Below are 19,359 nucleotides of genomic sequence, written 5' to 3' on the forward strand. Positions count from 1 at the left end.
GATCAGATCTCCTTCGTACGCAATTCGAGCCAGTCGCGCGCGGCGCCGCTCACGCGCGGCAGCAGGCGCGCCCGGACCGAGCGGTGGTAATCGTTCAGCCAGGCGACTTCGTCGCCGCGCATCAGCTTGACGTCGATGCAGCGGGTGTCGATCGGGCACAGGGTCAGCGTCTCGAAGCCGAGGAATTCGCCGAACTCGCCGTTTTCAACCGGCTGCGCCAACACCAGATTCTCGATGCGGATGCCCCAGTGGCCGGGGCGGTAGATGCCCGGTTCGTTGGAGGTGATCATGCCCGGCTCGATCGCCGTATGCGGTTCCGGCAGCGCGGTCGGCGAGATCACCTGCGGACCTTCGTGCACGTTGAGGAAGTAGCCGACGCCGTGGCCGGTGCCGTGGCCGTAGTCGATGCCGGCGGCCCAGATCGGCGCGCGCGCCAGCGCATCCAGCATCGGTCCTTTGGTACCGCGCGGGAAGCGCGCGATCGACAGGTTGATCATCCCTTTCAGCACCAGCGTGAAGTCGCGTTTCTGCGCCGCCGAGACGGTGCCGACCGGGACCACGCGCGTGATGTCGGTGGTGCCGCCCAGGTACTGGCCGCCGGAATCGATCAAGAGCAGGCCGTCGCCTTCGATGGCGGCGTGCGACGCCGGCGTGGCGCGGTAGTGCATGATGGCGCCGTTGGCATTGAAGCCGGCGATGGTGCCGAAGCTGGGGCTGACGAAGCCGGGACGGCGGGCGCGCGCGGCCGTGATCTGTTCGTCGATCGTGAGTTCAGTCAACGGCGCGGTCAGCGCCGTGCCTTCTTCGAGGGCTTGCTCGAGCCAGGCGAAGAATTCGCACAGGGCGGCGCCATCCTGTTCCATGGTCTCTCGCACATGGTCGGCTTCCTGCGGCAGCTTGCGCGACTTGGCGAAGGTGGTCGGGTTGATCGCTTCCACCACGCGCACGCCTTGCGGCACGGCGGCGCGCATGCCGGCGGTGATGCGGCGCGGATCGACCAGCAGGGTCGCGTCTTCCCGCAGCGTCGCCAGCGCGGCGGCGGCATCGGCGTACGGCGCGACCTGCACGCCGTCGCGCCCGAGGCGTTCACGCAATTCGGGCGGCACCTTGCCGTCGGCGACGAACAGCGTGGCGCGGCTGGACTCGACCAGCGCGTGCGCCAGGAACACCGGGTTGTAGCTGACGTCGGCGCCGCGCAGGTTGAACAGGTAGGCGATGTCGTCCAGGGTCGACATGAAATGGACCTGGGCACCCAGCTTCGCCATCGCGTTGCGGGTGGCGTGCAGCTTGTCGGCGCGCGCCTGCACCGCGTACGGCGCCGCGTGTTCGAACACCGGCTCGGGCGGCAGGCCGGGACGGTCGGTCCAGATGTCGTCCAGCAGGTCGAGGTCGGTGCGCAGCTTGATGCCGCGCGCCGTCAAGGCGTCACCCAGCAGGCGCGCCACGGCCAGGCCCAGCACGCGGGCGTCGACCGCCACCGTCTGGCCGGCCTCGAGGTTCTCGGCCAGCCAGTCGATGTGCAGCAGGCTGGCGCCGGACGGGATCTTCATCAGCTGGATGTCGGTGCCGGCCAGTTCGTTCTCGGCCTGGGTGTAGTAGCGGCCATCGGTCCAGACACCCGCAACATCCGCGGTGGCGATGAAGGTGCCGACCGAGCCGGTGAAGCCGGACAGCCATTCGCGGCCCTGCCAGCGGCCGGGCAGGTATTCGGACAGGTGCGGGTCGGCGGACGGCACGATGAAGGCATCGACCTGGTGGCGCGCCATCGCGGCGCGCAGCTGGGCAAGGCGGGCGGCGCGCACGCCGGTGGTGTCAGGAGCTGGCATGGTCAAAAAAAGGCGATATTCAAATGTTATTCCAAGCCCCGTATCATACGCGCCTCCAGGCGGAACACGGTTCCCATCATTCTGGCGGATAATTCATTCGACTCTTTTTAGACAGACAGACCATGCAAGACTTTCATTACACCCGTGCGCGCGAATTGATGGCCAATGCCGAGGAAATCGTCAGCGCCGACAAGGTGGCGGCCGCCGTCGGCAACGTGGCCGCCGTGCTGAACCAGCGTTTCGACAACGACGAGACCGGCGCCTTCCCGCTGGTGCTCGGCGTGATGGGCGGCGCGGTGGTATTCACCGGCAACCTGCTGCCCCAGCTGAGCTTCCCGCTCGAATTCGACTATATCCACGTGACCCGCTACGGCGACCTGGACAAGGGCGGCGAAGTCGTCTGGAAAGTCATCCCGCGCCAGAACGTGGCCGGCCGCATCATCATCGTGGTCGACGACATCCTCGACGAGGGCGAGACCCTGGCCCACGTGAAACAGCGCCTGCTCGACATGGGCGCGGCCGAGGTGATCCTGGCCGTGTTCGCCGACAAGGACCTCGGCAAGACCAAGCCGGTACAGGCCGATATCGTCGGCCTGAGCATTCCGAACCGCTTCGTGGTCGGGTTCGGGATGGATGCGCATGGGTACTGGCGGAATTTGCCGGGCTTGTGGGTGATTAAGGATACCGACAAGAAGGTGGAGGCGGAGACGCCTGTTACTTGAGCCGGCGTCGCACTACTAGAATTACGCTCACGCCAAACAACGTCGTCCCTGCGCAGGCAGGGACCCAATTTGCACGAACAGCCACATACGTTTGCGCTGATCGCCGAACTTGGGTCCCTGCCTTCGCAGGGACGACGTTTAGGGGTTAACTCAGATTTTCAAACGCGAGCGCGCCGCTTCGTACTGCTGTTTCAGCCGCCCCACCATCTCTTCCACGGTCGGCACATCCTCCATCAAGCCCACGCCCTGCCCCGCGCCCCAGATATCGCGCCAGGCCTTGGCACTGGCCGAACCGAAACTCATCTTGCTCTTGTCCGACACCGGCAGGTTGTCCGGATCGAGCCCGGCCGCCACGATCGATTTCTTGAGGTAGTTGCCGTGCACGCCGGTGAACAGGTTGGTGTACACCACGTCGGCCGCGCTGGAGTCGACGATCGCATCCCGATAGGCATCGCTGACGTTCGATTCCCGGGTCGCCAGCCAGCGCGAGCCGATGTAGGCGAAGTCGGCGCCCATGGCCTGGGCCGCGAGGATGGCGTCGCCGGTGGCGATGGCGCCGGACAAGGCGATCGGGCCATCGAAGAATTTGCGGACCTCGCCGACCAGCGCGAACGGAGACAGCGCCCCGGCATGGCCGCCGGCGCCGGCCGCCACCAGGATCAGGCCGTCGACGCCCGCCTCCAGCGCCTTTTCGGCGTGGCGGATCGAGATCACGTCGTGCAGCACGATGCCGCCATAGCTGTGCACCGCGTCCAGCATCTCCGGCGGCGGCGCGCGCAGCGAGGAGATGATGATCGGCACCTGGTGCTTGACGCAGACCTCGACGTCGTGCGCCAGGCGGTCGTTCGACTGGTGCACGATCTGGTTGACCGCGATCGGCCCCACTTTCTTGTCGGGGTGGGTGTCCTGATAGGCCTGCAATTCGTTCTGCAGATCGGTCAGCCACACGTCGAGCTGCTCGGCCGGGCGCGCGTTCAGGGCCGGGAACGAGCCGACGATGCCGGCCTTGCACTGCGCGGCTACCAGCGCGGGGCCGCTGGCGATGAACATCGGCGAGGCGATGACGGGTAGGGACAGGTCTTGCAGGACGGTGGGCAGCGCCATGGAGGTCTCTCACGGTAGGTTGATCGAAGCAGCCCGGCGATTATGGCGCAGAAAAGAACGACCGTGCTAGATTTCCGACTCTAAATCAGTTACGCAGCGGATTCAGTCGTCGAAGGGGATATCCCGTTCGCGGCGGCGGATCGCGGCCCACACCTGGCGCTTGAAAGCGTCGTCGGCGGTGCCCCAGGCGACGATCTCGTCGATGGTGCGCAGGCAGCCCTCGCACAAGCCGGTGTCATTCGACATCTTGCACAGGCTGATGCAGGGAGAAGGAACGGGGCTCTGGTCTTCCGGATTCATGCGCGCAGCGTAACCCATTCGGCACAGTCGCGCCACGCATACACTTTGTAAGGTTGACGCAAGCTTAACAACAAAGACTGGGCGCCGGCCCACCGGAAAGGAGCGCCCCATGAGTCTCAGCCATAAACTGCTGGCGCAGCTACGCGCCGCGGCACAGGCGGTGATGCCGCACGATCGTACCGACGCCGCCCCGCATCCATCCCACGAGGATCCCGTTTCCGACCTGCTCGCCACCCTCGGCCGTATCGGCCAGCCCGGCAGCAATCCGTTTTATTTTCCGCCACTGGCGGGCGGAGCCGGCGCCGCCGGGCTGCCCGGCCATGTCGTCGACGCCTCTTATACCAACGACGCCGGCACCCGCAGCTACAAGCTGTACGTGCCCGCCACCTATACGGCAGGTCCCGGCCCGCTGCTGGTGATGCTGCACGGCTGCACCCAGAACCCCGACGACTTCGCGCTCGGCACCGGCATGAACGCGCTGGCCGAGGAGTGCGGCTGCCTGGTCGCCTACCCGGCCCAGTCGCAGCAGGCCAATCCGTCGCGCTGCTGGAACTGGTTCAACGCCTTCGACCAGCAGCATGGGCAAGGCGAACCGTCGATCATCGCCGGCCTGACGCGCGACATCATGGCGCGCTACGCGGTCGACCCGAAGCAGGTGTACGTGGCGGGATTGTCGGCCGGCGGCGCGATGGCGGCCATCCTGGGCACGCTGTACCCGGACCTGTACGCGGCGGTCGGCGTGCATTCCGGCCTGCCGTTCGCGGCGGCGCACGACCTCGCGTCGGCGGTGGCCGCCATGAAGGGCGATGTGCGGCGCCATCACGGGTCGATGCGTGCGCCCGGACGCCCGCTCCCGATCATCGTGTTCCACGGCGACCGCGACACCACCGTGCATCCGGCCAATGGCGACGAGCTGATCCAGCGGCGGCGGCGCCACCCGGCGGAAGCGGTCGAAATCGAGCCGGGCCAGGTGCCGCATGGCCATGCCTATACGCGCACGCTGCACCGCCGTCCCGACGGCAGCATCCACGCCGAGCACTGGGTGGTGCACGGGTCAGGCCACGCTTGGTCCGGCGGCGATGCGCGCGGCAGCTATACCGACGGCAGGGGCCCCAGCGCCAGCCAGGCGATGATGCGCTTTTTCCGCACAGCACGTTGAGACGGCGGCGTCATCCGGGTGGCGTCGTGGCAGGCGCCACCGCATGCGATTGCGCGATATGCTGTTCCAGACAGGTCGGGCACCAGCAGCCGGGTGCCGTCGCGCCGGCGTCCAGGGACGGCAGCGCGACGACCGGCGGCAGTGCCGTGCACCAGCACGGGCCGGCACTGCCGTCGGCCATTGCACAGCCGAAGGACGCGCCGCAGCGGGTACATGTACTCATGGAGGTGAAAGGGGATTCATGGCCGGTTCACCTTAACGGGGCCTGCAAAAAATTTCAACAGATGTCTCTATAATGCCCACTGCGATGGCCTGTTGCCTGTAAAATCTCGCAAATTCTTTTTGGACCCCCATGAACGCTACGCTGAACCCATTGGGCGACGACCAGAACAATGACCTGACTGCGGTCTCGCCGCAGATCAAGGCGCAGATCCTGGCCGAAGCACTCCCCTACATCCGTAATTTCCACGGTAAGACCATCGTCATCAAATACGGCGGCAACGCGATGACCGACGAGCGCCTGAAGCATGGCTTCGCGCGCGACGTCATCCTGCTGAAGCTGGTCGGCATGAACCCGGTGGTGGTGCACGGCGGCGGTCCCCAGATCGACAACGCCCTGAAAAAGATCGGCAAGCAAGGCACCTTCGTGCAAGGCATGCGCATCACCGACGAAGAGACCATGGAAGTGGTCGAATGGGTGCTGGGCGGCGAAGTCCAGCAGGACATCGTCATGCTGATCAACCACTATGGCGGCCAGGCAGTCGGCCTGACCGGCAAGGACGGCGGCCTGATCCGCGCACGCCGCATGGCCATGCCGGACAAGGAAAAGCCGGGCGAGTTCCTCGACATCGGCTTCGTCGGCGAAATCGAGGCGATCAATCCGGCGGTGGTGAAAGCTTTGCAGGACGACGCCTTCATCCCGATCATCTCGCCGATCGGCTTCGGCCAGGATGGGCAAGCCTACAACATCAACGCCGACGTCGTCGCCGGCAAGATCGCGGAAATCCTGAAAGCCGAAAAGCTGATCATGATGACCAACATCGCCGGCGTGCAGGACAAGCAGGGCAACCTGGTCACCGACCTGTCGGCGCGCGAAATCGACGAGATGTTCGCGGACGGTACGATTTCGGGCGGCATGCTGCCGAAAATCTCGTCGGCACTCGATGCCGCCAAGTCCGGCGTCAATACGGTCCACATCATCGACGGCCGTATCGAGCACTCTTTATTGCTGGAAGTCTTGACCGAACAGGCTTTTGGCACTATGATCCGCTCGCACTGAAATTTTGTGGCGACAAGTCGCCGCAGAATGTAAATGCCCTTGTAGCTCAGTGGTAGAGCACTCCCTTGGTAAGGGAGAGGCCACGTGTTCAATCCACGTCAAGGGCACCAGTCTGGAGCGGTAGTTCAGTTGGTTAGAATACCGGCCTGTCACGCCGGGGGTCGCGGGTTCGAGCCCCGTCCGCTCCGCCAGAACATGAAGTAAAAGCTGTAAGAAAAATGCCTTCGCTTGCGGAGGCATTTTTTTTACTTCTTTTCTAATAAATTCTTTCGACGCTGACGCCACGCTCCTGCAACAGCGCCGGCACGCTGCCCGTCCCCAGCAGGTGCAGCACGCCCACAGCCGCCACCGTCTTCTGTTCCGCCTCCAGCAGCCGCACCAGCTTGTCTGCAAGCTTCTGGTTCCTCTCCTTCAGCAGGACCGCATTCACGAACTGCCCCGACACGCTGCGGTCGGCCTCGCAGCGCGCCGCGATCGCATCCAGCGCAGTGCGGTCGGCCGTGCTCCAGGCCTGCACCATGGCGCGCGCATCGCTGCGCAGTGCGCCGGATTCGATCGCACCCATCATCTCGTCGAGGAAGCGCCAGCGGTCCGGCACACTCAAGCGGTCGAGCAGGGACAACTGGGCCGGCAGCGATTCCAGCTCGAGCACGCGCACGTCGGCGGCGCGCGCGCTACGGGCCAGCCAGGCTTCGCTCGACCAGTCGCCGCGATATCCCTGTTTGGTGTATTCGGCCAGCGCCAGCAGGGTCGCCAGCAGCACCGGCTTGTAGTCGAGCACGGTGCCGGCATCCAGGCCGCCCTGCAGGATCAGTGCATCGAGGCGGCGCTTCTGCGCGCTCGGCATGGCGCCGTAATCGTCTTCCCCCGGTACCAGCATGCCGCGGCTGCGCACGGCCCGCTGCAGGGCCGCGCGCGGCTGGGCCGGGTCGATCTCGAGCGCCAGCGTGGACGCCGCCGCCAGCGCCTGCGCGATGCGCGGCTCGAGCGGATAAAAACCGGACTGGCCGACGTGCAGGGTGCCGAACAGCAGCATCGTATGGCCGTTGAGGGTGGCGCTGAACAGGGCGCCGCGATCGGCCGGGCCGCGCTCGGCCGGGCCACGGTCAGCCGCGTGCGCGGCCAGGCAGAACAAGAGAAGGAAGAAGGCAAGGACAGGGCGACGCATGGGACACTCCTGACAGTTGGAAATATTTCCTGAGGGTATCCATATCGGGTAAGCCCTCCTGTCGATTATCAGCAAGCTCATCCGTAGCGACCTGCGCCAGCGCAGACCCGGCCCAGAGCCGGATCAGCATCTGCGAGGCGCCTGCGCGCAGCCGATATAATCGCGGCTGCTCCCTTTTATCTTCGTCCTCCGGTGCCCAAGCTCCCCTCCCCTGTCTGGCTGTTCGACCTCGACAACACGCTGCACGATGCCTCGCACGCGATCTTCCCGGCGATCAGCGCCAACATGAACACGTATATCGCGCGCGTGCTCGGCGACGGCGTCACGCCGGCCAGCCGCGAGGCGGTGAACGCGGCGCGCATCGGCTACTGGAAGAAGTACGGCGCCACCCTGCTCGGCATGATCCGCCACCACCAGGTCGACGCCGCCGACTTCCTGCGTGAAACCCACGACCTCGGTGCGCTGCAGGAGATGGTCCGCTTCGAGCGCGGCCTGGCGCGCCTGCTGCGGCGCCTGCCCGGCCGCAAGATCCTGCTGACCAACGCGCCGCTCGACTATTCGACCGACGTGATGCGCCACCTCGGGCTGCAGCGCCACTTCGCCCACCACATCGCGATCGAGGACATGCGCGTGCATGGGCAGCTGCGTCCGAAACCGTCGAAGCTGATGCTGCGCCGGCTGCTGCGCCGCCACGGCCTGGCGGCGCAGCGCTGCATCCTGGTCGAGGACACGCTGGTCAACCTGAAGCATGCCAAGCAGCTCGGCCTGCGCACCGCCTGGGTCACCCAGTACCTGCGCTACAGCGATCCAATCGGAAAAGCACCTCTGCCGAAGATGCTCAAACGCCCCGGTTACGTCGATGTCAAAGTAAAATCCGTGCTGCGCCTGCCGGCGCAACTGCACCGGCTGCGCGCCTATAAATAAAACATCCAGGGAATCCGAAACAGATATGCCAAGCACCAAGCCGGGCCAGCGCAAACTCCAAATTCTCCAGGCCTTGGCGGCCATGCTCGAACACCCGAAAGGCGACAAGATCACGACCGCGGCGCTGGCCGCCAAGCTGACCGTCTCCGAAGCCGCGCTGTACCGTCATTTCGCCAGCAAGGCGCAGATGTTCGAGGGCCTGATCGAGTTCATCGAATCGAGCGTGTTCGGCGTGATCAACCAGATCAGCGAACGCGAAGAACAGGGCATGGCGCAGGCCCATGCGATGCTGCAGATGCTGCTGACCTTCGCCGCCAGCAACCCGGGCATGACGCGGGTACTGATCGGCGATGCGCTGGTCGGCGAAGACGAGCGCCTGCAGCTGCGCATGAACGGGTTCTACGACAAGGTCGAACTGGCCTTCAAGCAGGCCTTGCGCGTGGCCGCCAGCCAGGGCCAGGGCCGCGAGGAAGACGTCGCCGCGCGCGCCGCGCTGCTGGTGTCCTACGTGGCCGGCCGCTGGCACCGCTATGCCAAGAGCGGTTTCAAGCAGCACCCGGCCGAGAACAGCGCGCTGCAGCTGTCGCTGCTGCTGGCCGCCTGAAGCACGCTGTGGACGCCGCCATGGACACCCATCCCGCCATCTACGCCCTGCTCGACAACGCCGGCCCGAGCGCCGGCTCCGGCGGCTGGCAGCAGGCCCGTTCGCGCCTGTACCGCGATCACGCCGGCACCCTGGCCTGCCACACGGTCGACGAGTGGCCGTCCCTGCTGGCGCGCCTGCAGGCGGCGCTGGCGCGCGGCCTGTACGCGGTGCCGGTGCTGAGCTACGAACTGGGCGAGCAGCTGCTCGGCGTGGCGGCCGGCGCGCCGCGCGCCGCCGACGCGCCGCTGGCGCAGGTGCTGCTGTTCGAGCGCTACGAGGCGCTGGATGCGGACGGCGTGGCGGCCTGGCTCGAAGCGCGTGCCGCGGCAGACGGCGGCGGCCCCGCCGGCATCGCCGCGGTGCGCCCCAACGTCGACGACGCCGCGTTCGCACGCGCCATCGACGCCATCCACGCCTACATCGAGGCCGGCGACACCTACCAGGTGAACTACACCTACCGGCTGCGCTTCGACGCCTTCGGTTCGGTGTTCGCGCTCTATTCTCGCCTGCGCGCGCGCCAGCCGGTGCCCTACGGGGCGCTGGTCGGCCTGCCCGACGGGCGCACGGTGCTGTCGCTGTCGCCGGAACTGTTCGTGCGCCACGACGCCGGGCGGCTGATGGCGCGGCCGATGAAGGGCACGGCGCGCGCCGGCAGCGACGATGCCGAGACTGCCGTGCGCGCCGCCGCGCTGGCCGCCGACCCCAAGAACCGCGCTGAAAACCTGATGATCGTCGACCTGCTGCGCAACGACCTGGGCCGCATCGCGCGCACCGGCAGCGTCGGCGTGCCGGCGCTGTTCGAGGTGCGCCCCTACGGCCGCGTGCTGCAGATGACCTCTACCGTCCAGGCCCAGCTCGCGCCCGGCGTCGGCCTGGCCGGCATCTTCGACGCGCTGTATCCGTGCGGGTCGATCACCGGCGCCCCCAAGCGGCGCACGATGGAAATCATCCGCGAACTGGAACCGGCCGCGCGCGGCATCTATACGGGGGGACTGGGCTGGATCGATCCTCCGGACGGTGGCGCCGAGGTCGGCGACTTCTGCCTGGCGGTGCCGATCCGCACCCTGGTGCTGCAGCCGGTGCACGGCGGCGTGCGCCATGGCGAATTGGGCGTGGGCGCCGGCATCGTCCACGACAGCGATGCCGGCGCCGAATACGCCGAATGCCAGCTGAAGGCCGGCTTCCTGACCGGGCTGCCGAACGATTTCGAGCTGTTCGAGACGATGTATGCCACGCGCGAGGACGGCTGCCGCCACCTGGAACGCCATCTGGCGCGGCTGCAGGCCTCGAGCGGCTACTTCGGCTATCCGCTGCGCCTTGAGCTGGCGCGCGCCGGCTTGCAGGCCGCCTGCAGCGTGCTGCCGCCCGGCCAGCCGCACCGCCTGCGCCTGGCGCTGCGGCCGGATGGCGAGATCGTGGTGCAGAGCGGCCTACTGGCGCCGCTGCAGGAACCGGTGCGCCTGCTGCTGGCGGACGATCCGGTCGATGCCGACGACCTGTTCCTGCGCCATAAAACCAGCGTCCGCAGCCGCTACGACGCCGCCTGGAAAGCCGCCGAAAGCATGGGCGCCTTCGACACCCTGTTCTTCAACGCACGCGGCGAGCTCACCGAAGGCGGCCGCAGCAACGTGTTCGTGCGCGTAAAAGGGCGCTGGTACACGCCGCCGCTGTCGGCCGGCGTGCTGCCGGGCGTACTACGCGGCGTGCTGCTGGACGATCCGGCCTGGAACGCGATCGAAGTGCCGATCACGCGCGAGACCTTGTTGCGGGCGCAGGAGATCGTGGTGTGCAATGCGCTGCGGGGGCCGCTGCGGGCCGTATTGTCGAACTGAGCATCGGAAGCCCGTCATCAAAGGTAGCCAGGCAGATTCAACGACAACCTGATCGGTGCTTCAGCATGGGTCCCCGCCTGCGCGGGGACGACGTGCTATCAACCGCCCAGCGCCTGCTCGATCTTGCCCACCAGCGCCGGGTCCTCCGGCGTCACCTTGCTCGGGAAGTACTCGACCACTTTGCCGTTACGGTCGATCAGGTACTTATTGAAATTCCACTTCGGCTGGTTGCCGGTCGCCTTGATCAGCTCCGCATACAGCGGGTTGGCCGCGGTCCCGCTCACCACGGTGGTGGCGAACATCGGGAATTTCACGCCATAGGTGTTGTAGCACAGGTCGGCGATCTTTTTGGAATCGGCATCTTCCTGCTTGAAGTCGTTCGACGGGAAGCCCAGCACCACCAGGCCGCGGGTGCCGTATTTGCTGTATAACTTTTCCAGGCCTTCGTACTGCTTGGTGAAGCCGCAGTAGCTGGCTGTGTTCACCACCAGCACGACCTTGCCGGCGTACTGGCACAGGTCCTGCGGCGCTTCATCCTGCAGACGCTTGAAGCTGTGCTTCAGCACGGCCGGGCACGAGGCCGGCGCCGATTTCACGGCGGGTGCCGCGGCCTGGGCCAGGGCGGGCGCCGGCGTGGAGGTGGCGGCGATGGCGGCGCCGAGGGACAGCAGCAGAGCGGTGGTCTTGGACATGGGATGGTCAGCCGGTAGCGTTGACGAACGGTAAAGGAGCTTTAGAGCGCCTAAAAAAACCTCCATGGCTGCGTTGCATCGTCTCGCCGTACTAGCGTACTGTCTTCGACGATGCGCCTTGCCCTGAAGGTTTTGTTAGACGCTCTTATTCTATCCTAGTCTATCTTGACCTTGGACAAGTCGGCCTTCGGTTGCGGCCAGTCCAGCTTCATGCCCTGCATGGTCTCGAGCAGCAGGTGGGCGATGATCAGGTTGCGGTGTGTCTTGGAATCGGCCGGCACGATGTACCAGGGCGCGTGGTCGGCGTCGGTGGCTTCGATCGCGTCCTGGTAGGCGTGCCGGTAATCGTCCCATTTCTCGCGCGCGGTGAGATCGGCCGGGTCGAACTTCCAGTGCTTTTCCGGATCGTCCAATCGGGCCTGCAGGCGCTTGCGCTGCTCGTCCTTCGAGATGTGCAGGAACACCTTCATGATCGTGGTGCCGGTTTCATGCAGCATGCGTTCGAAGTCGCGGATGTGGGCATAGCGGCGCTTGATCTCCTTGCCGTCGATGTCGCCCAGCACGCGCGGCACCAGCACGTCCTCGTAGTGGCTGCGGTTGAAGATCGCGATTTCTCCGTTGCCGGGGACGTGGGCATGCACGCGCCACAGGTAGTCGCGCGACTTCTCGCGCACGGTCGGGGCGGCGAAGGCGGTGGCGCGCAACCCCATCGGATTGATGTGCGAGAACAGCGCGCTCACGGTGCCGTCCTTGCCCGAGGTGTCCATCCCCTGCAGGATCAACAGCAGCTTGCGCTCGCGCGCGGCGTACAGTTTTTCCTGCAGCTGGGCGGATTGCGCGGTCAGCTCGGCAGTCAGCGCCCGCTCGCGCTCCTTGATGGCGCCATTTTTCAGCTTGCCGTTGTCATCGTCGCGTAGCGGCTTGTCGCCGGCACGGGCATCGTCCAGCACCAGGTTCTTGGGGGCGCGGAAGCGTTCCAGCATCTTCATGCGGCACCTGCGTCCAGCTTGCGGTGCTCGATCAACATACAGTGGTTCATCACCACGTCCAGGCCGGCCGCGCGCGCCAGGTCGGCCGCCTTCTGGTTCTCGATGTCGAGCTGCATCCACAGGGTGCCTGCGCGCACCGCAATGGCTTCCTTGGCGATCGGCGGAATGTCTTCCGACTTGCGGAAGCAGTCGACGACGTCGATGCGCTGGCCGTTCTGCGCCAGCGCGTCGGCCGCGTCCTGCAGGGTCGCGTGCACGGTCTCGCCGAGGATCTGCTGGCCGGCATACACCGGGTTCACCGGGATGATGTGGTAACCCTGCTGCTGCAGGTATTCCGCCACGTGGTGGCTGGTGCGTTCGGGGTTGCTGGACAACCCGACCACCGCCACGTTGCTGCCGGTGCGGAGGATTTGTTCGATGGTGCGCATGGGGTTCCCGTATTCTGATGACGCTGTTGTCGTTGGCATCAGCGTAGCAGATTCATATCGTTGGGCAGCGCAGCCTAGCCGGCGTGGGACTGCAAGCGGTCTGGCTCAAGCCACTTTTCTGTATATTTTTTCCGGCGCTGACCGCTCTTTCGCTGTCGGTTTCCGTGGCTTCGACTGGCGTGACCTCGTTTTTCCTAAGCGTACACGTCCACATAACTCTACTTTAAGACGTTTTTAACTGCCAAATAACTATAAAATAAGGCCTGTACAAAGTATCGATTTGCTGTCAAAATCAGTAAAAATGCTATGGAGCTCTTGTGGCTAAAATTTCTGTACGTGAATTCGAGCAAAAAGTCTTAGAGCGAGAAGAAGTTGTTCTCATTGTTAGAGCAGCAGCTTCCGAGACTGTATATGACTATGACTACGCTCGCAAAGCGGCAGGCACTACATCAGTGAGTGATTGGCTCGAGCAGCGTATTAAGCCTTGTTTAGAGGGAAAAGAGTTTATGATTGTCAGTGGTGATCATTCGCATCCACATGGTAGAACTAAACTCGAAACATTGCGTAACAGCTATGAGAAATAAGTCTTCCGGTACAACTGGAGCCTTAGGAGCCTTAGGCAGTACATCATATTGTGCTTACGCAACGTCAGAAATGGAAAAGCCCACCAGAGGTGGGCTTTCCGAATACGCTTTGCCTATAACGTACGGCGACTAGAACCTAGAAAGGGGATGAGGCGCGTACAGGCGATATGGGTACAACTATACCCTATCGAGTGAAGAAGGTCAAACGTAACTATGTACCTTTCTGTGAAGTGCTTTGTTCTACCTCGCTGCGAGAAGTTAGATGCCGAAGAACCACAATTACTCCTCAATAATTCCGTTGATTTCTTCCCCACGTTTGGGAAGCTACCGTCTCATATTCTCTCCAGCGAATGATGCTGAAGTGTACGGAATCTATGTCTGGGCTCAACATGCTGCGGGGTCTTTGTACCCGTTGACTCAAAATGCGGAGATTACTCTGCGAAATGCCATTGACAACGTGGCTACTCAACGGTTCGGCCAATACTGGTGGAAACTCTCTTCTTTTAACGGTATTGGGACACAGTTGTTTCAAGATGGAATTACTTCAGCTGCGAGGAAGTTGGACAAGTCGTGGGAAGATAAGGAGCGGAAACGTCTAGGATTACGACGAATTATGCCGATACCTACAGTGAGACCTGTATGGAAACATGAAGAAATCATTGCTGCAACAGACTTTAGTGTGTGGCAATTTGTCTTACATGATGCGTTTGCATCAAAGACTCAAACTACCCATCAACAGTATTTGTGGCCATTATCCATGCCAGACGTTTTTCGACAGTTCTCAAACGTAGACAAAAAGCCGAACGAGGCCAGGAGGCAGCTGATCAATATAGTCAAAGAGATTCGTGACTACCGAAATCGGCTGTTCCACCATGAGCCGATCTGGATCAAAGATCCGGGAGTTACGAACGCCCGAACAGCAATAGATACGGTGCGTAAGAAGATTAACCGGATAGAGCTGCTCATCTCGACCATCGACCCAAGAAAAGCAGTGGCTTTAGATAAGGTAGGCGTGTTTTCTTTCGCACGTAAGGTTTGCTCAGAACACGAACTTAACATTTACCGTTATCAGAGTAAGGAGCCTTCGATGACTCAGAAGAAAAAGCGCGTACTGCGATCTTTATGCTCTTCTGCCAGTCGATATAACAGTATGGTTACTTGGTCGTATGGTAGTGAATTTTACGGTCTGTACCGTATTAGATAGCATCGCTGATCTATATTTTAAGCAAAAAGTAAAAAGGGGCAGCTGACGCTGCCCCTTTTATTTGCGGCATAGATAGCCTGCGATCAGCGTCCCTTGTGACGCAGCTTGGCGATGGCCGCCAGCTGGGCAATCGCCGCCGCCAGTTCGGCTTGCGCCTTGGCGTAGTCGATCTGGGTGTCCTTGGACTGCATCAGCTCTTCGGCCTTGCGCTTGGCTTCCTGGGCTTTCGCCTCGTCCAGGTCGGCGCCGCGGATCGCGGTGTCGGCCAGGACGGTCACGCCTTTCGGCTGGACTTCCAGGATGCCGCCGGCCACGAAGACGAATTCCTCGTCCGAGCGGCCAGCAACTTTGATGCGCACGGCACCCGGGCGGATGCGCGTGATCAAGGGGGTGTGCATCGGGTAGATACCCAGCTCACCCGATTCACCCGGCAACGCGACGAATTCGGCTTCGCCCGTGAAGATCAACTCTTCGGCCGAAACGACGTCTACGTGAAGTGTGTTTGCCATAAGTGTCCTTTGAAGAGGCGGTCGGAATTAACCGGCAGCCAGCTTCTTGGCCTTTTCGATCGCTTCTTCGATGGTGCCGACCATGTAGAACGCCTGCTCCGGCAGGTGGTCCAGTTCGCCCGATGCGATCATCTTGAAGCCCTTGATCGTATCTTTCAGCGAAACGTACTTGCCCGGCGCGCCGGTGAACACTTCAGCGACGTGGAACGGCTGCGACAGGAAACGCTGCATCTTGCGAGCACGGGCGACGACCAGCTTGTCTTCCGGTGCCAGTTCGTCCATGCCCAGAATCGCGATGATGTCGCGCAGTTCCTTGTAGCGCTGCAGGGTGCCCTGCACGGCGCGCGCGGTGGCGTAGTGCTCTTCGCCGACGACCAGCGGGTCCAGCTGGCGCGAGGTCGAATCCAGCGGGTCGACGGCCGGGTAGATACCCAGCGACGCGATGTCACGCGACAGCACGACGGTCGAGTCCAGGTGGGCGAAGGTGGTGGCCGGCGACGGGTCGGTCAAGTCATCCGCAGGGACGTACACGGCCTGGATCGAGGTGATCGAACCGGTCTTGGTCGAGGTGATGCGCTCTTGCAGGCGGCCCATCTCTTCGGCCAGGGTCGGCTGGTAGCCCACCGCCGACGGCATACGGCCCAGCAGTGCCGAGACTTCGGTACCGGCCAGGGTGTAGCGGTAGATGTTGTCGACGAAGAACAGCACGTCCTTGCCTTCATCGCGGAAGGCTTCGGCCATGGTCAGGCCGGTCAGCGCGACGCGCAGACGGTTGCCCGGCGGTTCGTTCATCTGGCCGTAGACCATCGCGACCTTCGAGTTCGGCAGGTTGTCCAGGTCGACGACCTTGGCATCGGCCATTTCGTGGTAGAAGTCGTTACCTTCGCGGGTACGCTCGCCCACGCCGGCGAACACGGACAGACCCGAGTGCGCCTTGGCGATGTTGTTGATCAGTTCCATCATGTTGACGGTCTTGCCGACGCCGGCGCCGCCGAACAGGCCGACTTTACCGCCCTTGGCGAACGGGCACACCAGGTCGATCACCTTGATGCCGGTTTCCAGCAGGTCTTGCGACGGCGACAGCTCGTCGTACTGCGGCGCGCTGCGGTGGATCGAGGCGGTGGTCTCGGCGCTGACCGGGCCACGCTCGTCGATCGGGTTGCCCAGCACGTCCATGATGCGGCCCAGGGTCGCGGTACCGACCGGCACCATGATCGGGTTGCCGGTGTTCTGGATCATCATGCCGCGACGCAGGCCTTCCGAGCTGCCCAGCGCGATGGTACGGACGATGCCGTCGCCCAGCTGTTGCTGGACTTCCAGGGTCAGTGCGGAGCCTTCCATTTTCAGTGCGTCGTACACCTTCGGCATCGCGTTGCGCGGGAATTCCACGTCAACCACAGCGCCGATACACTGAACGATTTTGCCATCAGCCATGTTCGTTCCTTCAGATATAGTTTTAATGTCGTTTCGGGAGATCGCCGGTGCCGCTTAGCCGCTGATTGCGGCTGCGCCCGACACGATCTCGGAGAGTTCTTTGGTAATCGCCGCCTGGCGGGTCTTGTTGTAGACCAGCTTCAGTTCGCCGATGACGCTGCCCGCGTTGTCGGTCGCGGCCTTCATCGCCACCATGCGCGCCGACTGCTCGGACGCCAGGTTCTCGGCCACGCCCTGGTAGATCAGCGCTTCGACGTAGCGCACCAGCAGCTCGTCGATGACCACTTGCGCGTCCGGCTCGTAGATGTAATCCCAAGCGTGGGTGCCGCGGTCGGCTTCCAGGTGCTGGGCCGGCAGCGGGAGCAGCTGCTCGACCACCGGTTCCTGGCGCATGGTGTTGATGAACTTGGTGTAGCACAGGTACACCGCGTCCAGCTGACCATCCTGGTAAGCGTCGAGCATGACCTTGATCGGGCCGATCAGCTTTTCCAGGTGCGGGGTGTCGCCGATCTGCGTCACGTGCGAAACCACTTTCACGCCGATGCGGTTCAGGAAGCCCAGACCCTTGTTGCCGATTGCAACGACTTCAATGCGATTGCCCGCGGCTTCCAGCTCGCGGGTCTTCTGCGTCACCTGGCGCAACACGTTGGTGTTCATGCCGCCGCACAGACCCTTGTCGGTCGTGACGACGATGAAGCCGACGGCTTTCGCCTTGACGTCCTTGGCTTGCGCCATGAACGCGTGGGTGTACTCCGGGTTCGCAGTGGCGAGGTTGGCCGTGATGTTACGGACCTTCTCGCTGTAGGGACGGGCGGCGCGCATCCGGTCCTGCGCCTTGCGCATCTTGGATGCGGCGACCATTTCCATCGCCTTGGTGATCTTCTTCGTATTTTCTACGCTCTTGATCTTGCCACGTATCTCTTTGCCTGCTGCCATGAGCCCTTACTCCTTGTGAGGACGGGGGCATGACGCCCCCCATCCCGCATTCCGTCAGAATGCGCTTAGAACGACTTCTTGAAGTCGGCGACGGCGGCGGCCAGTGCCGCTTCGCCATCCTTGTCCAGCGCCTTGGCCTGTTCGATCTTCGACAGCAGGTCGGCGTGGCTCGACTTCAGGTAGTTGTGCAGGCCATGTTCGAAGTCCAGCACGCGCTTGACGTCGATGCTGTCGAAATAGCCCTTGTTGACCGCGAACAGCGATGCCGCCATCAGCGAGATCGGCAGCGGCGAGTACTGCTTCTGCTTCAGCAGTTCGGTCACGCGTGCGCCGCGGTCCAGCTGCTTGCGGGTCGACTCGTCCAGGTCCGATGCGAACTGCGCGAACGCAGCCAGCTCACGGTACTGCGCCAGGTCGGTACGGATACCGCCGGACAGGTTCTTGATGACCTTCGTCTGGGCCGCGCCACCAACGCGCGACACCGAGATACCGGCGTTGATCGCAGGACGGATACCGGCGTTGAACAGCGAGGTCTCCAGGAAGATCTGGCCGTCGGTAATCGAGATCACGTTGGTCGGCACGAAGGCCGAGACGTCGCCCGCCTGGGTTTCGATGATCGGCAGTGCGGTCAGCGAGCCGGTCTTGCCGGTCACGGCGCCGTTGGTGAAGGCGGACACGTAGTCGGCGTTCACGCGGGCGGCACGCTCGAGCAGGCGGCTGTGCAGGTAGAACACGTCGCCCGGATACGCTTCGCGGCCCGGCGGACGGCGCAGCAGCAGCGAGATCTGGCGGTAGGCGACAGCTTGCTTCGACAGGTCGTCGTACACGATCAGCGCGTCTTCGCCGCAATCGCGGAAGTACTCGCCCATCGCGCAGCCGGAGTAGGCCGAGATGTACTGCATGGCGGCCGATTCCGATGCCGATGCGGCGACCACGATCGTGTATTCCATCGCGCCGTGCTCTTCCAGCGAGCGCACGATGTTCTTGATGGTCGAGGCCTTCTGGCCGATCGCGACGTACACGCAGGTGACGTTCTGACCCTTCTGGTTGATGATCGCGTCGACTGCGACAGCCGATTTACCGGTCTGGCGGTCGCCGATGATCAGCTCGCGCTGGCCACGGCCGATCGGCACCATCGCGTCGATCGACTTGATACCGGTCTGCAGCGGCTGCGACACGGATTCGCGGGCGATCACGCCCGGGGCGATCTTTTCGATCGGGGCGGTCAGCTGGGTGGTGACCGGACCCTTGCCGTCGATCGGCTGGCCCAGTGCGTTGACGACGCGGCCGCGCAGTTCCGGACCGATCGGCACTTCCAGGATGCGGCCGGTGGTTTTGACGGTGTCGCCTTCCGAGATGTGCTCGTAGGCGCCCAGGATCACGGCGCCGACCGAGTCGCGCTCGAGGTTCATCGCCAGACCGAAGGTGTTGCCCGGGAATTCCAGCATCTCGCCCTGCATCACGTCCGACAGACCATGGATGCGGCAGATACCGTCGGCGACGGAGATCACCGTGCCTTGGTTGCGAACATCAGCCTGACCTTCGAGGCCCTGGATGCGGCTCTTGATCAGTTCGCTGATTTCAGATGAATTAAGTTGCATGAGTGCTAACTCCTAATAGTTT

The 19,359-nt window shown here is 63.5% G+C and carries 20 protein-coding genes and 2 tRNA genes; 10 read left to right on the forward strand and 12 right to left on the reverse strand.

Translation table 11 applies throughout. The annotated features are described in order from the left end of the window. Window positions 1–2: 2 nt before the first annotated feature. Window positions 3–1,826: an aminopeptidase P family protein gene (locus tag U1H99_RS14010; RefSeq protein ID WP_323142348.1), complete on the reverse strand. Its 1,824-nt coding sequence runs from the start codon at window positions 1,824–1,826 to the stop codon at window positions 3–5. Between the two features lie 122 nt (window positions 1,827–1,948). On the opposite strand from U1H99_RS14010, the gene U1H99_RS14015 reads away from it, so the two are divergent. Next, a complete protein-coding gene (locus tag U1H99_RS14015) occupies window positions 1,949–2,548 on the forward strand; it encodes a hypoxanthine-guanine phosphoribosyltransferase (protein WP_323142349.1) in 600 nt (199 codons plus the stop codon). 150 nt (window positions 2,549–2,698) lie between these two features. Here U1H99_RS14015 and U1H99_RS14020 read toward each other — a convergent pair whose 3' ends face one another. After that, the gene (locus U1H99_RS14020) at window positions 2,699–3,652 is read right to left on the reverse strand and encodes an NAD(P)H-dependent flavin oxidoreductase (protein ID WP_323142350.1); all 954 of its coding nucleotides are present in this window, start codon (window positions 3,650–3,652) and stop codon (window positions 2,699–2,701) included. 102 nt (window positions 3,653–3,754) lie between these two features. Next, the gene (locus tag U1H99_RS14025; protein ID WP_323142351.1) at window positions 3,755–3,952 is read right to left on the reverse strand and encodes a DUF1289 domain-containing protein; all 198 of its coding nucleotides are present in this window, start codon (window positions 3,950–3,952) and stop codon (window positions 3,755–3,757) included. Window positions 3,953–4,061: 109 nt separating this feature from the next. Here U1H99_RS14025 and U1H99_RS14030 point away from each other — a divergent pair, with 109 nt between their 5' ends. Continuing rightward, window positions 4,062–5,111 carry an extracellular catalytic domain type 1 short-chain-length polyhydroxyalkanoate depolymerase gene (locus U1H99_RS14030; RefSeq protein WP_323142352.1) on the forward strand — a complete coding sequence of 350 codons (1,050 nt, stop codon included), beginning with the start codon at window positions 4,062–4,064 and terminating at the stop codon, window positions 5,109–5,111. A 10-nt stretch (window positions 5,112–5,121) separates the two neighbouring features. Here the strand turns inward: U1H99_RS14030 and U1H99_RS14035 are convergent, their stop codons facing one another. Further along, the gene (locus U1H99_RS14035; protein ID WP_323142353.1) at window positions 5,122–5,334 is read right to left on the reverse strand and encodes a cysteine-rich CWC family protein; all 213 of its coding nucleotides are present in this window, start codon (window positions 5,332–5,334) and stop codon (window positions 5,122–5,124) included. Between the two features lie 129 nt (window positions 5,335–5,463). Here U1H99_RS14035 and argB point away from each other — a divergent pair, with 129 nt between their 5' ends. The 3 genes from argB to U1H99_RS14050 all read left to right on the forward strand — a co-directional run bounded on the left by argB (window position 5,464) and on the right by U1H99_RS14050 (window position 6,581). Next, window positions 5,464–6,390 (forward strand): acetylglutamate kinase, encoded by a 927-nt coding sequence (gene argB, locus U1H99_RS14040; protein ID WP_141836396.1) that lies wholly within the window; start codon window positions 5,464–5,466, stop codon window positions 6,388–6,390. A 35-nt stretch (window positions 6,391–6,425) separates the two neighbouring features. Then, window positions 6,426–6,500 (forward strand) — tRNA-Thr (locus U1H99_RS14045). 4 nt (window positions 6,501–6,504) lie between these two features. Beyond that, window positions 6,505–6,581: transfer RNA gene (locus tag U1H99_RS14050), tRNA-Asp, on the forward strand. 65 nt (window positions 6,582–6,646) lie between these two features. Here U1H99_RS14050 and U1H99_RS14055 read toward each other — a convergent pair. Further along, a complete protein-coding gene (locus U1H99_RS14055) occupies window positions 6,647–7,558 on the reverse strand; it encodes a TraB/GumN family protein (RefSeq protein ID WP_323142354.1) in 912 nt (303 codons plus the stop codon). Between the two features lie 192 nt (window positions 7,559–7,750). Between U1H99_RS14055 and U1H99_RS14060 the strand changes: the two genes are divergently transcribed. The 3 genes from U1H99_RS14060 to U1H99_RS14070 are packed head-to-tail and all read left to right on the forward strand — an operon-like array spanning window position 7,751 to window position 10,960. After that, complete coding sequence (locus tag U1H99_RS14060) at window positions 7,751–8,482, forward strand: pyrimidine 5'-nucleotidase (RefSeq protein WP_323142355.1); 732 nt, start codon at window positions 7,751–7,753, stop codon at window positions 8,480–8,482. 25 nt (window positions 8,483–8,507) lie between these two features. Continuing rightward, on the forward strand, window positions 8,508–9,086 hold the full coding sequence (gene slmA / locus U1H99_RS14065) for a nucleoid occlusion factor SlmA (RefSeq protein ID WP_323142356.1): 579 nt from the start codon (window positions 8,508–8,510) through the stop codon (window positions 9,084–9,086). 20 nt (window positions 9,087–9,106) lie between these two features. Continuing rightward, entirely contained in the window at window positions 9,107–10,960 is a 1,854-nt protein-coding gene (locus tag U1H99_RS14070) for a chorismate-binding protein (protein ID WP_323142357.1), read from the forward strand. A 98-nt stretch (window positions 10,961–11,058) separates the two neighbouring features. Here U1H99_RS14070 and U1H99_RS14075 read toward each other — a convergent pair whose 3' ends face one another. The 3 genes from U1H99_RS14075 to U1H99_RS14085 form a co-directional block, all read right to left on the reverse strand. Next, the gene (locus tag U1H99_RS14075; RefSeq protein ID WP_323142358.1) at window positions 11,059–11,652 is read right to left on the reverse strand and encodes a glutathione peroxidase; all 594 of its coding nucleotides are present in this window, start codon (window positions 11,650–11,652) and stop codon (window positions 11,059–11,061) included. Between the two features lie 155 nt (window positions 11,653–11,807). Further along, window positions 11,808–12,641: a PPK2 family polyphosphate kinase gene (locus U1H99_RS14080; RefSeq protein WP_323142359.1), complete on the reverse strand. Its 834-nt coding sequence runs from the start codon at window positions 12,639–12,641 to the stop codon at window positions 11,808–11,810. After that, a complete protein-coding gene (locus U1H99_RS14085; protein ID WP_323142360.1) occupies window positions 12,638–13,069 on the reverse strand; it encodes a CoA-binding protein in 432 nt (143 codons plus the stop codon). The genes U1H99_RS14080 and U1H99_RS14085 overlap by 4 nt, the downstream gene beginning before the upstream one ends. Window positions 13,070–13,386: 317 nt before the next feature. Here U1H99_RS14085 and U1H99_RS14090 point away from each other — a divergent pair, with 317 nt between their 5' ends. Together U1H99_RS14090 and U1H99_RS14095 are read left to right on the forward strand one after the other, a co-directional pair. Further along, window positions 13,387–13,653 (forward strand): hypothetical protein, encoded by a 267-nt coding sequence (locus U1H99_RS14090; protein ID WP_323142361.1) that lies wholly within the window; start codon window positions 13,387–13,389, stop codon window positions 13,651–13,653. 262 nt (window positions 13,654–13,915) lie between these two features. Continuing rightward, window positions 13,916–14,857: a hypothetical protein gene (locus tag U1H99_RS14095; protein ID WP_323142362.1), complete on the forward strand. Its 942-nt coding sequence runs from the start codon at window positions 13,916–13,918 to the stop codon at window positions 14,855–14,857. A gap of 83 nt (window positions 14,858–14,940) precedes the next feature. Here U1H99_RS14095 and U1H99_RS14100 read toward each other — a convergent pair whose 3' ends face one another. The 4 genes from U1H99_RS14100 to atpA all read right to left on the reverse strand — a co-directional run bounded on the left by U1H99_RS14100 (window position 14,941) and on the right by atpA (window position 19,337). Then, window positions 14,941–15,366: a F0F1 ATP synthase subunit epsilon gene (locus U1H99_RS14100; protein ID WP_141836411.1), complete on the reverse strand. Its 426-nt coding sequence runs from the start codon at window positions 15,364–15,366 to the stop codon at window positions 14,941–14,943. A gap of 27 nt (window positions 15,367–15,393) precedes the next feature. Then, window positions 15,394–16,800 carry a F0F1 ATP synthase subunit beta gene (gene atpD, locus U1H99_RS14105; protein ID WP_323142363.1) on the reverse strand — a complete coding sequence of 469 codons (1,407 nt, stop codon included), beginning with the start codon at window positions 16,798–16,800 and terminating at the stop codon, window positions 15,394–15,396. Window positions 16,801–16,854: 54 nt separating this feature from the next. Then, the gene (atpG, locus tag U1H99_RS14110) at window positions 16,855–17,736 is read right to left on the reverse strand and encodes a F0F1 ATP synthase subunit gamma (protein WP_141836415.1); all 882 of its coding nucleotides are present in this window, start codon (window positions 17,734–17,736) and stop codon (window positions 16,855–16,857) included. Window positions 17,737–17,801: 65 nt separating this feature from the next. Beyond that, the gene (gene atpA, locus U1H99_RS14115; protein WP_323142364.1) at window positions 17,802–19,337 is read right to left on the reverse strand and encodes a F0F1 ATP synthase subunit alpha; all 1,536 of its coding nucleotides are present in this window, start codon (window positions 19,335–19,337) and stop codon (window positions 17,802–17,804) included. Between the last annotated feature and the right edge of the window lie 22 nt (window positions 19,338–19,359).

Source organism: Massilia phyllosphaerae, assembly GCF_034659755.1.
In the GTDB taxonomy this organism is placed as follows: Bacteria; Pseudomonadota; Gammaproteobacteria; order Burkholderiales; family Burkholderiaceae_D; genus Telluria; species Telluria phyllosphaerae.

Coding starts and splice junctions, on each gene's coding strand:
- U1H99_RS14035 (WP_323142353.1), bottom strand. CDS start 5,334: ATGAGTACATGTACCCGCTGCGGCGCGTCCTTCGGCTGTGCAATGGCC.
- U1H99_RS14095 (WP_323142362.1), top strand. CDS start 13,916: ATGCCGAAGAACCACAATTACTCCTCAATAATTCCGTTGATTTCTTCC.
- U1H99_RS14020 (WP_323142350.1), bottom strand. CDS start 3,652: ATGGCGCTGCCCACCGTCCTGCAAGACCTGTCCCTACCCGTCATCGCC.
- U1H99_RS14015 (WP_323142349.1), top strand. CDS start 1,949: ATGCAAGACTTTCATTACACCCGTGCGCGCGAATTGATGGCCAATGCC.
- U1H99_RS14070 (WP_323142357.1), top strand. CDS start 9,107: ATGGACACCCATCCCGCCATCTACGCCCTGCTCGACAACGCCGGCCCG.
- U1H99_RS14010 (WP_323142348.1), bottom strand. CDS start 1,826: ATGCCAGCTCCTGACACCACCGGCGTGCGCGCCGCCCGCCTTGCCCAG.
- atpA (WP_323142364.1), bottom strand. CDS start 19,337: ATGCAACTTAATTCATCTGAAATCAGCGAACTGATCAAGAGCCGCATC.
- U1H99_RS14025 (WP_323142351.1), bottom strand. CDS start 3,952: ATGAATCCGGAAGACCAGAGCCCCGTTCCTTCTCCCTGCATCAGCCTG.
- U1H99_RS14100 (WP_141836411.1), bottom strand. CDS start 15,366: ATGGCAAACACACTTCACGTAGACGTCGTTTCGGCCGAAGAGTTGATC.
- U1H99_RS14030 (WP_323142352.1), top strand. CDS start 4,062: ATGAGTCTCAGCCATAAACTGCTGGCGCAGCTACGCGCCGCGGCACAG.
- U1H99_RS14085 (WP_323142360.1), bottom strand. CDS start 13,069: ATGCGCACCATCGAACAAATCCTCCGCACCGGCAGCAACGTGGCGGTG.
- U1H99_RS14080 (WP_323142359.1), bottom strand. CDS start 12,641: ATGAAGATGCTGGAACGCTTCCGCGCCCCCAAGAACCTGGTGCTGGAC.
- atpD (WP_323142363.1), bottom strand. CDS start 16,800: ATGGCTGATGGCAAAATCGTTCAGTGTATCGGCGCTGTGGTTGACGTG.
- atpG (WP_141836415.1), bottom strand. CDS start 17,736: ATGGCAGCAGGCAAAGAGATACGTGGCAAGATCAAGAGCGTAGAAAAT.
- slmA (WP_323142356.1), top strand. CDS start 8,508: ATGCCAAGCACCAAGCCGGGCCAGCGCAAACTCCAAATTCTCCAGGCC.
- U1H99_RS14055 (WP_323142354.1), bottom strand. CDS start 7,558: ATGCGTCGCCCTGTCCTTGCCTTCTTCCTTCTCTTGTTCTGCCTGGCC.
- argB (WP_141836396.1), top strand. CDS start 5,464: ATGAACGCTACGCTGAACCCATTGGGCGACGACCAGAACAATGACCTG.
- U1H99_RS14075 (WP_323142358.1), bottom strand. CDS start 11,652: ATGTCCAAGACCACCGCTCTGCTGCTGTCCCTCGGCGCCGCCATCGCC.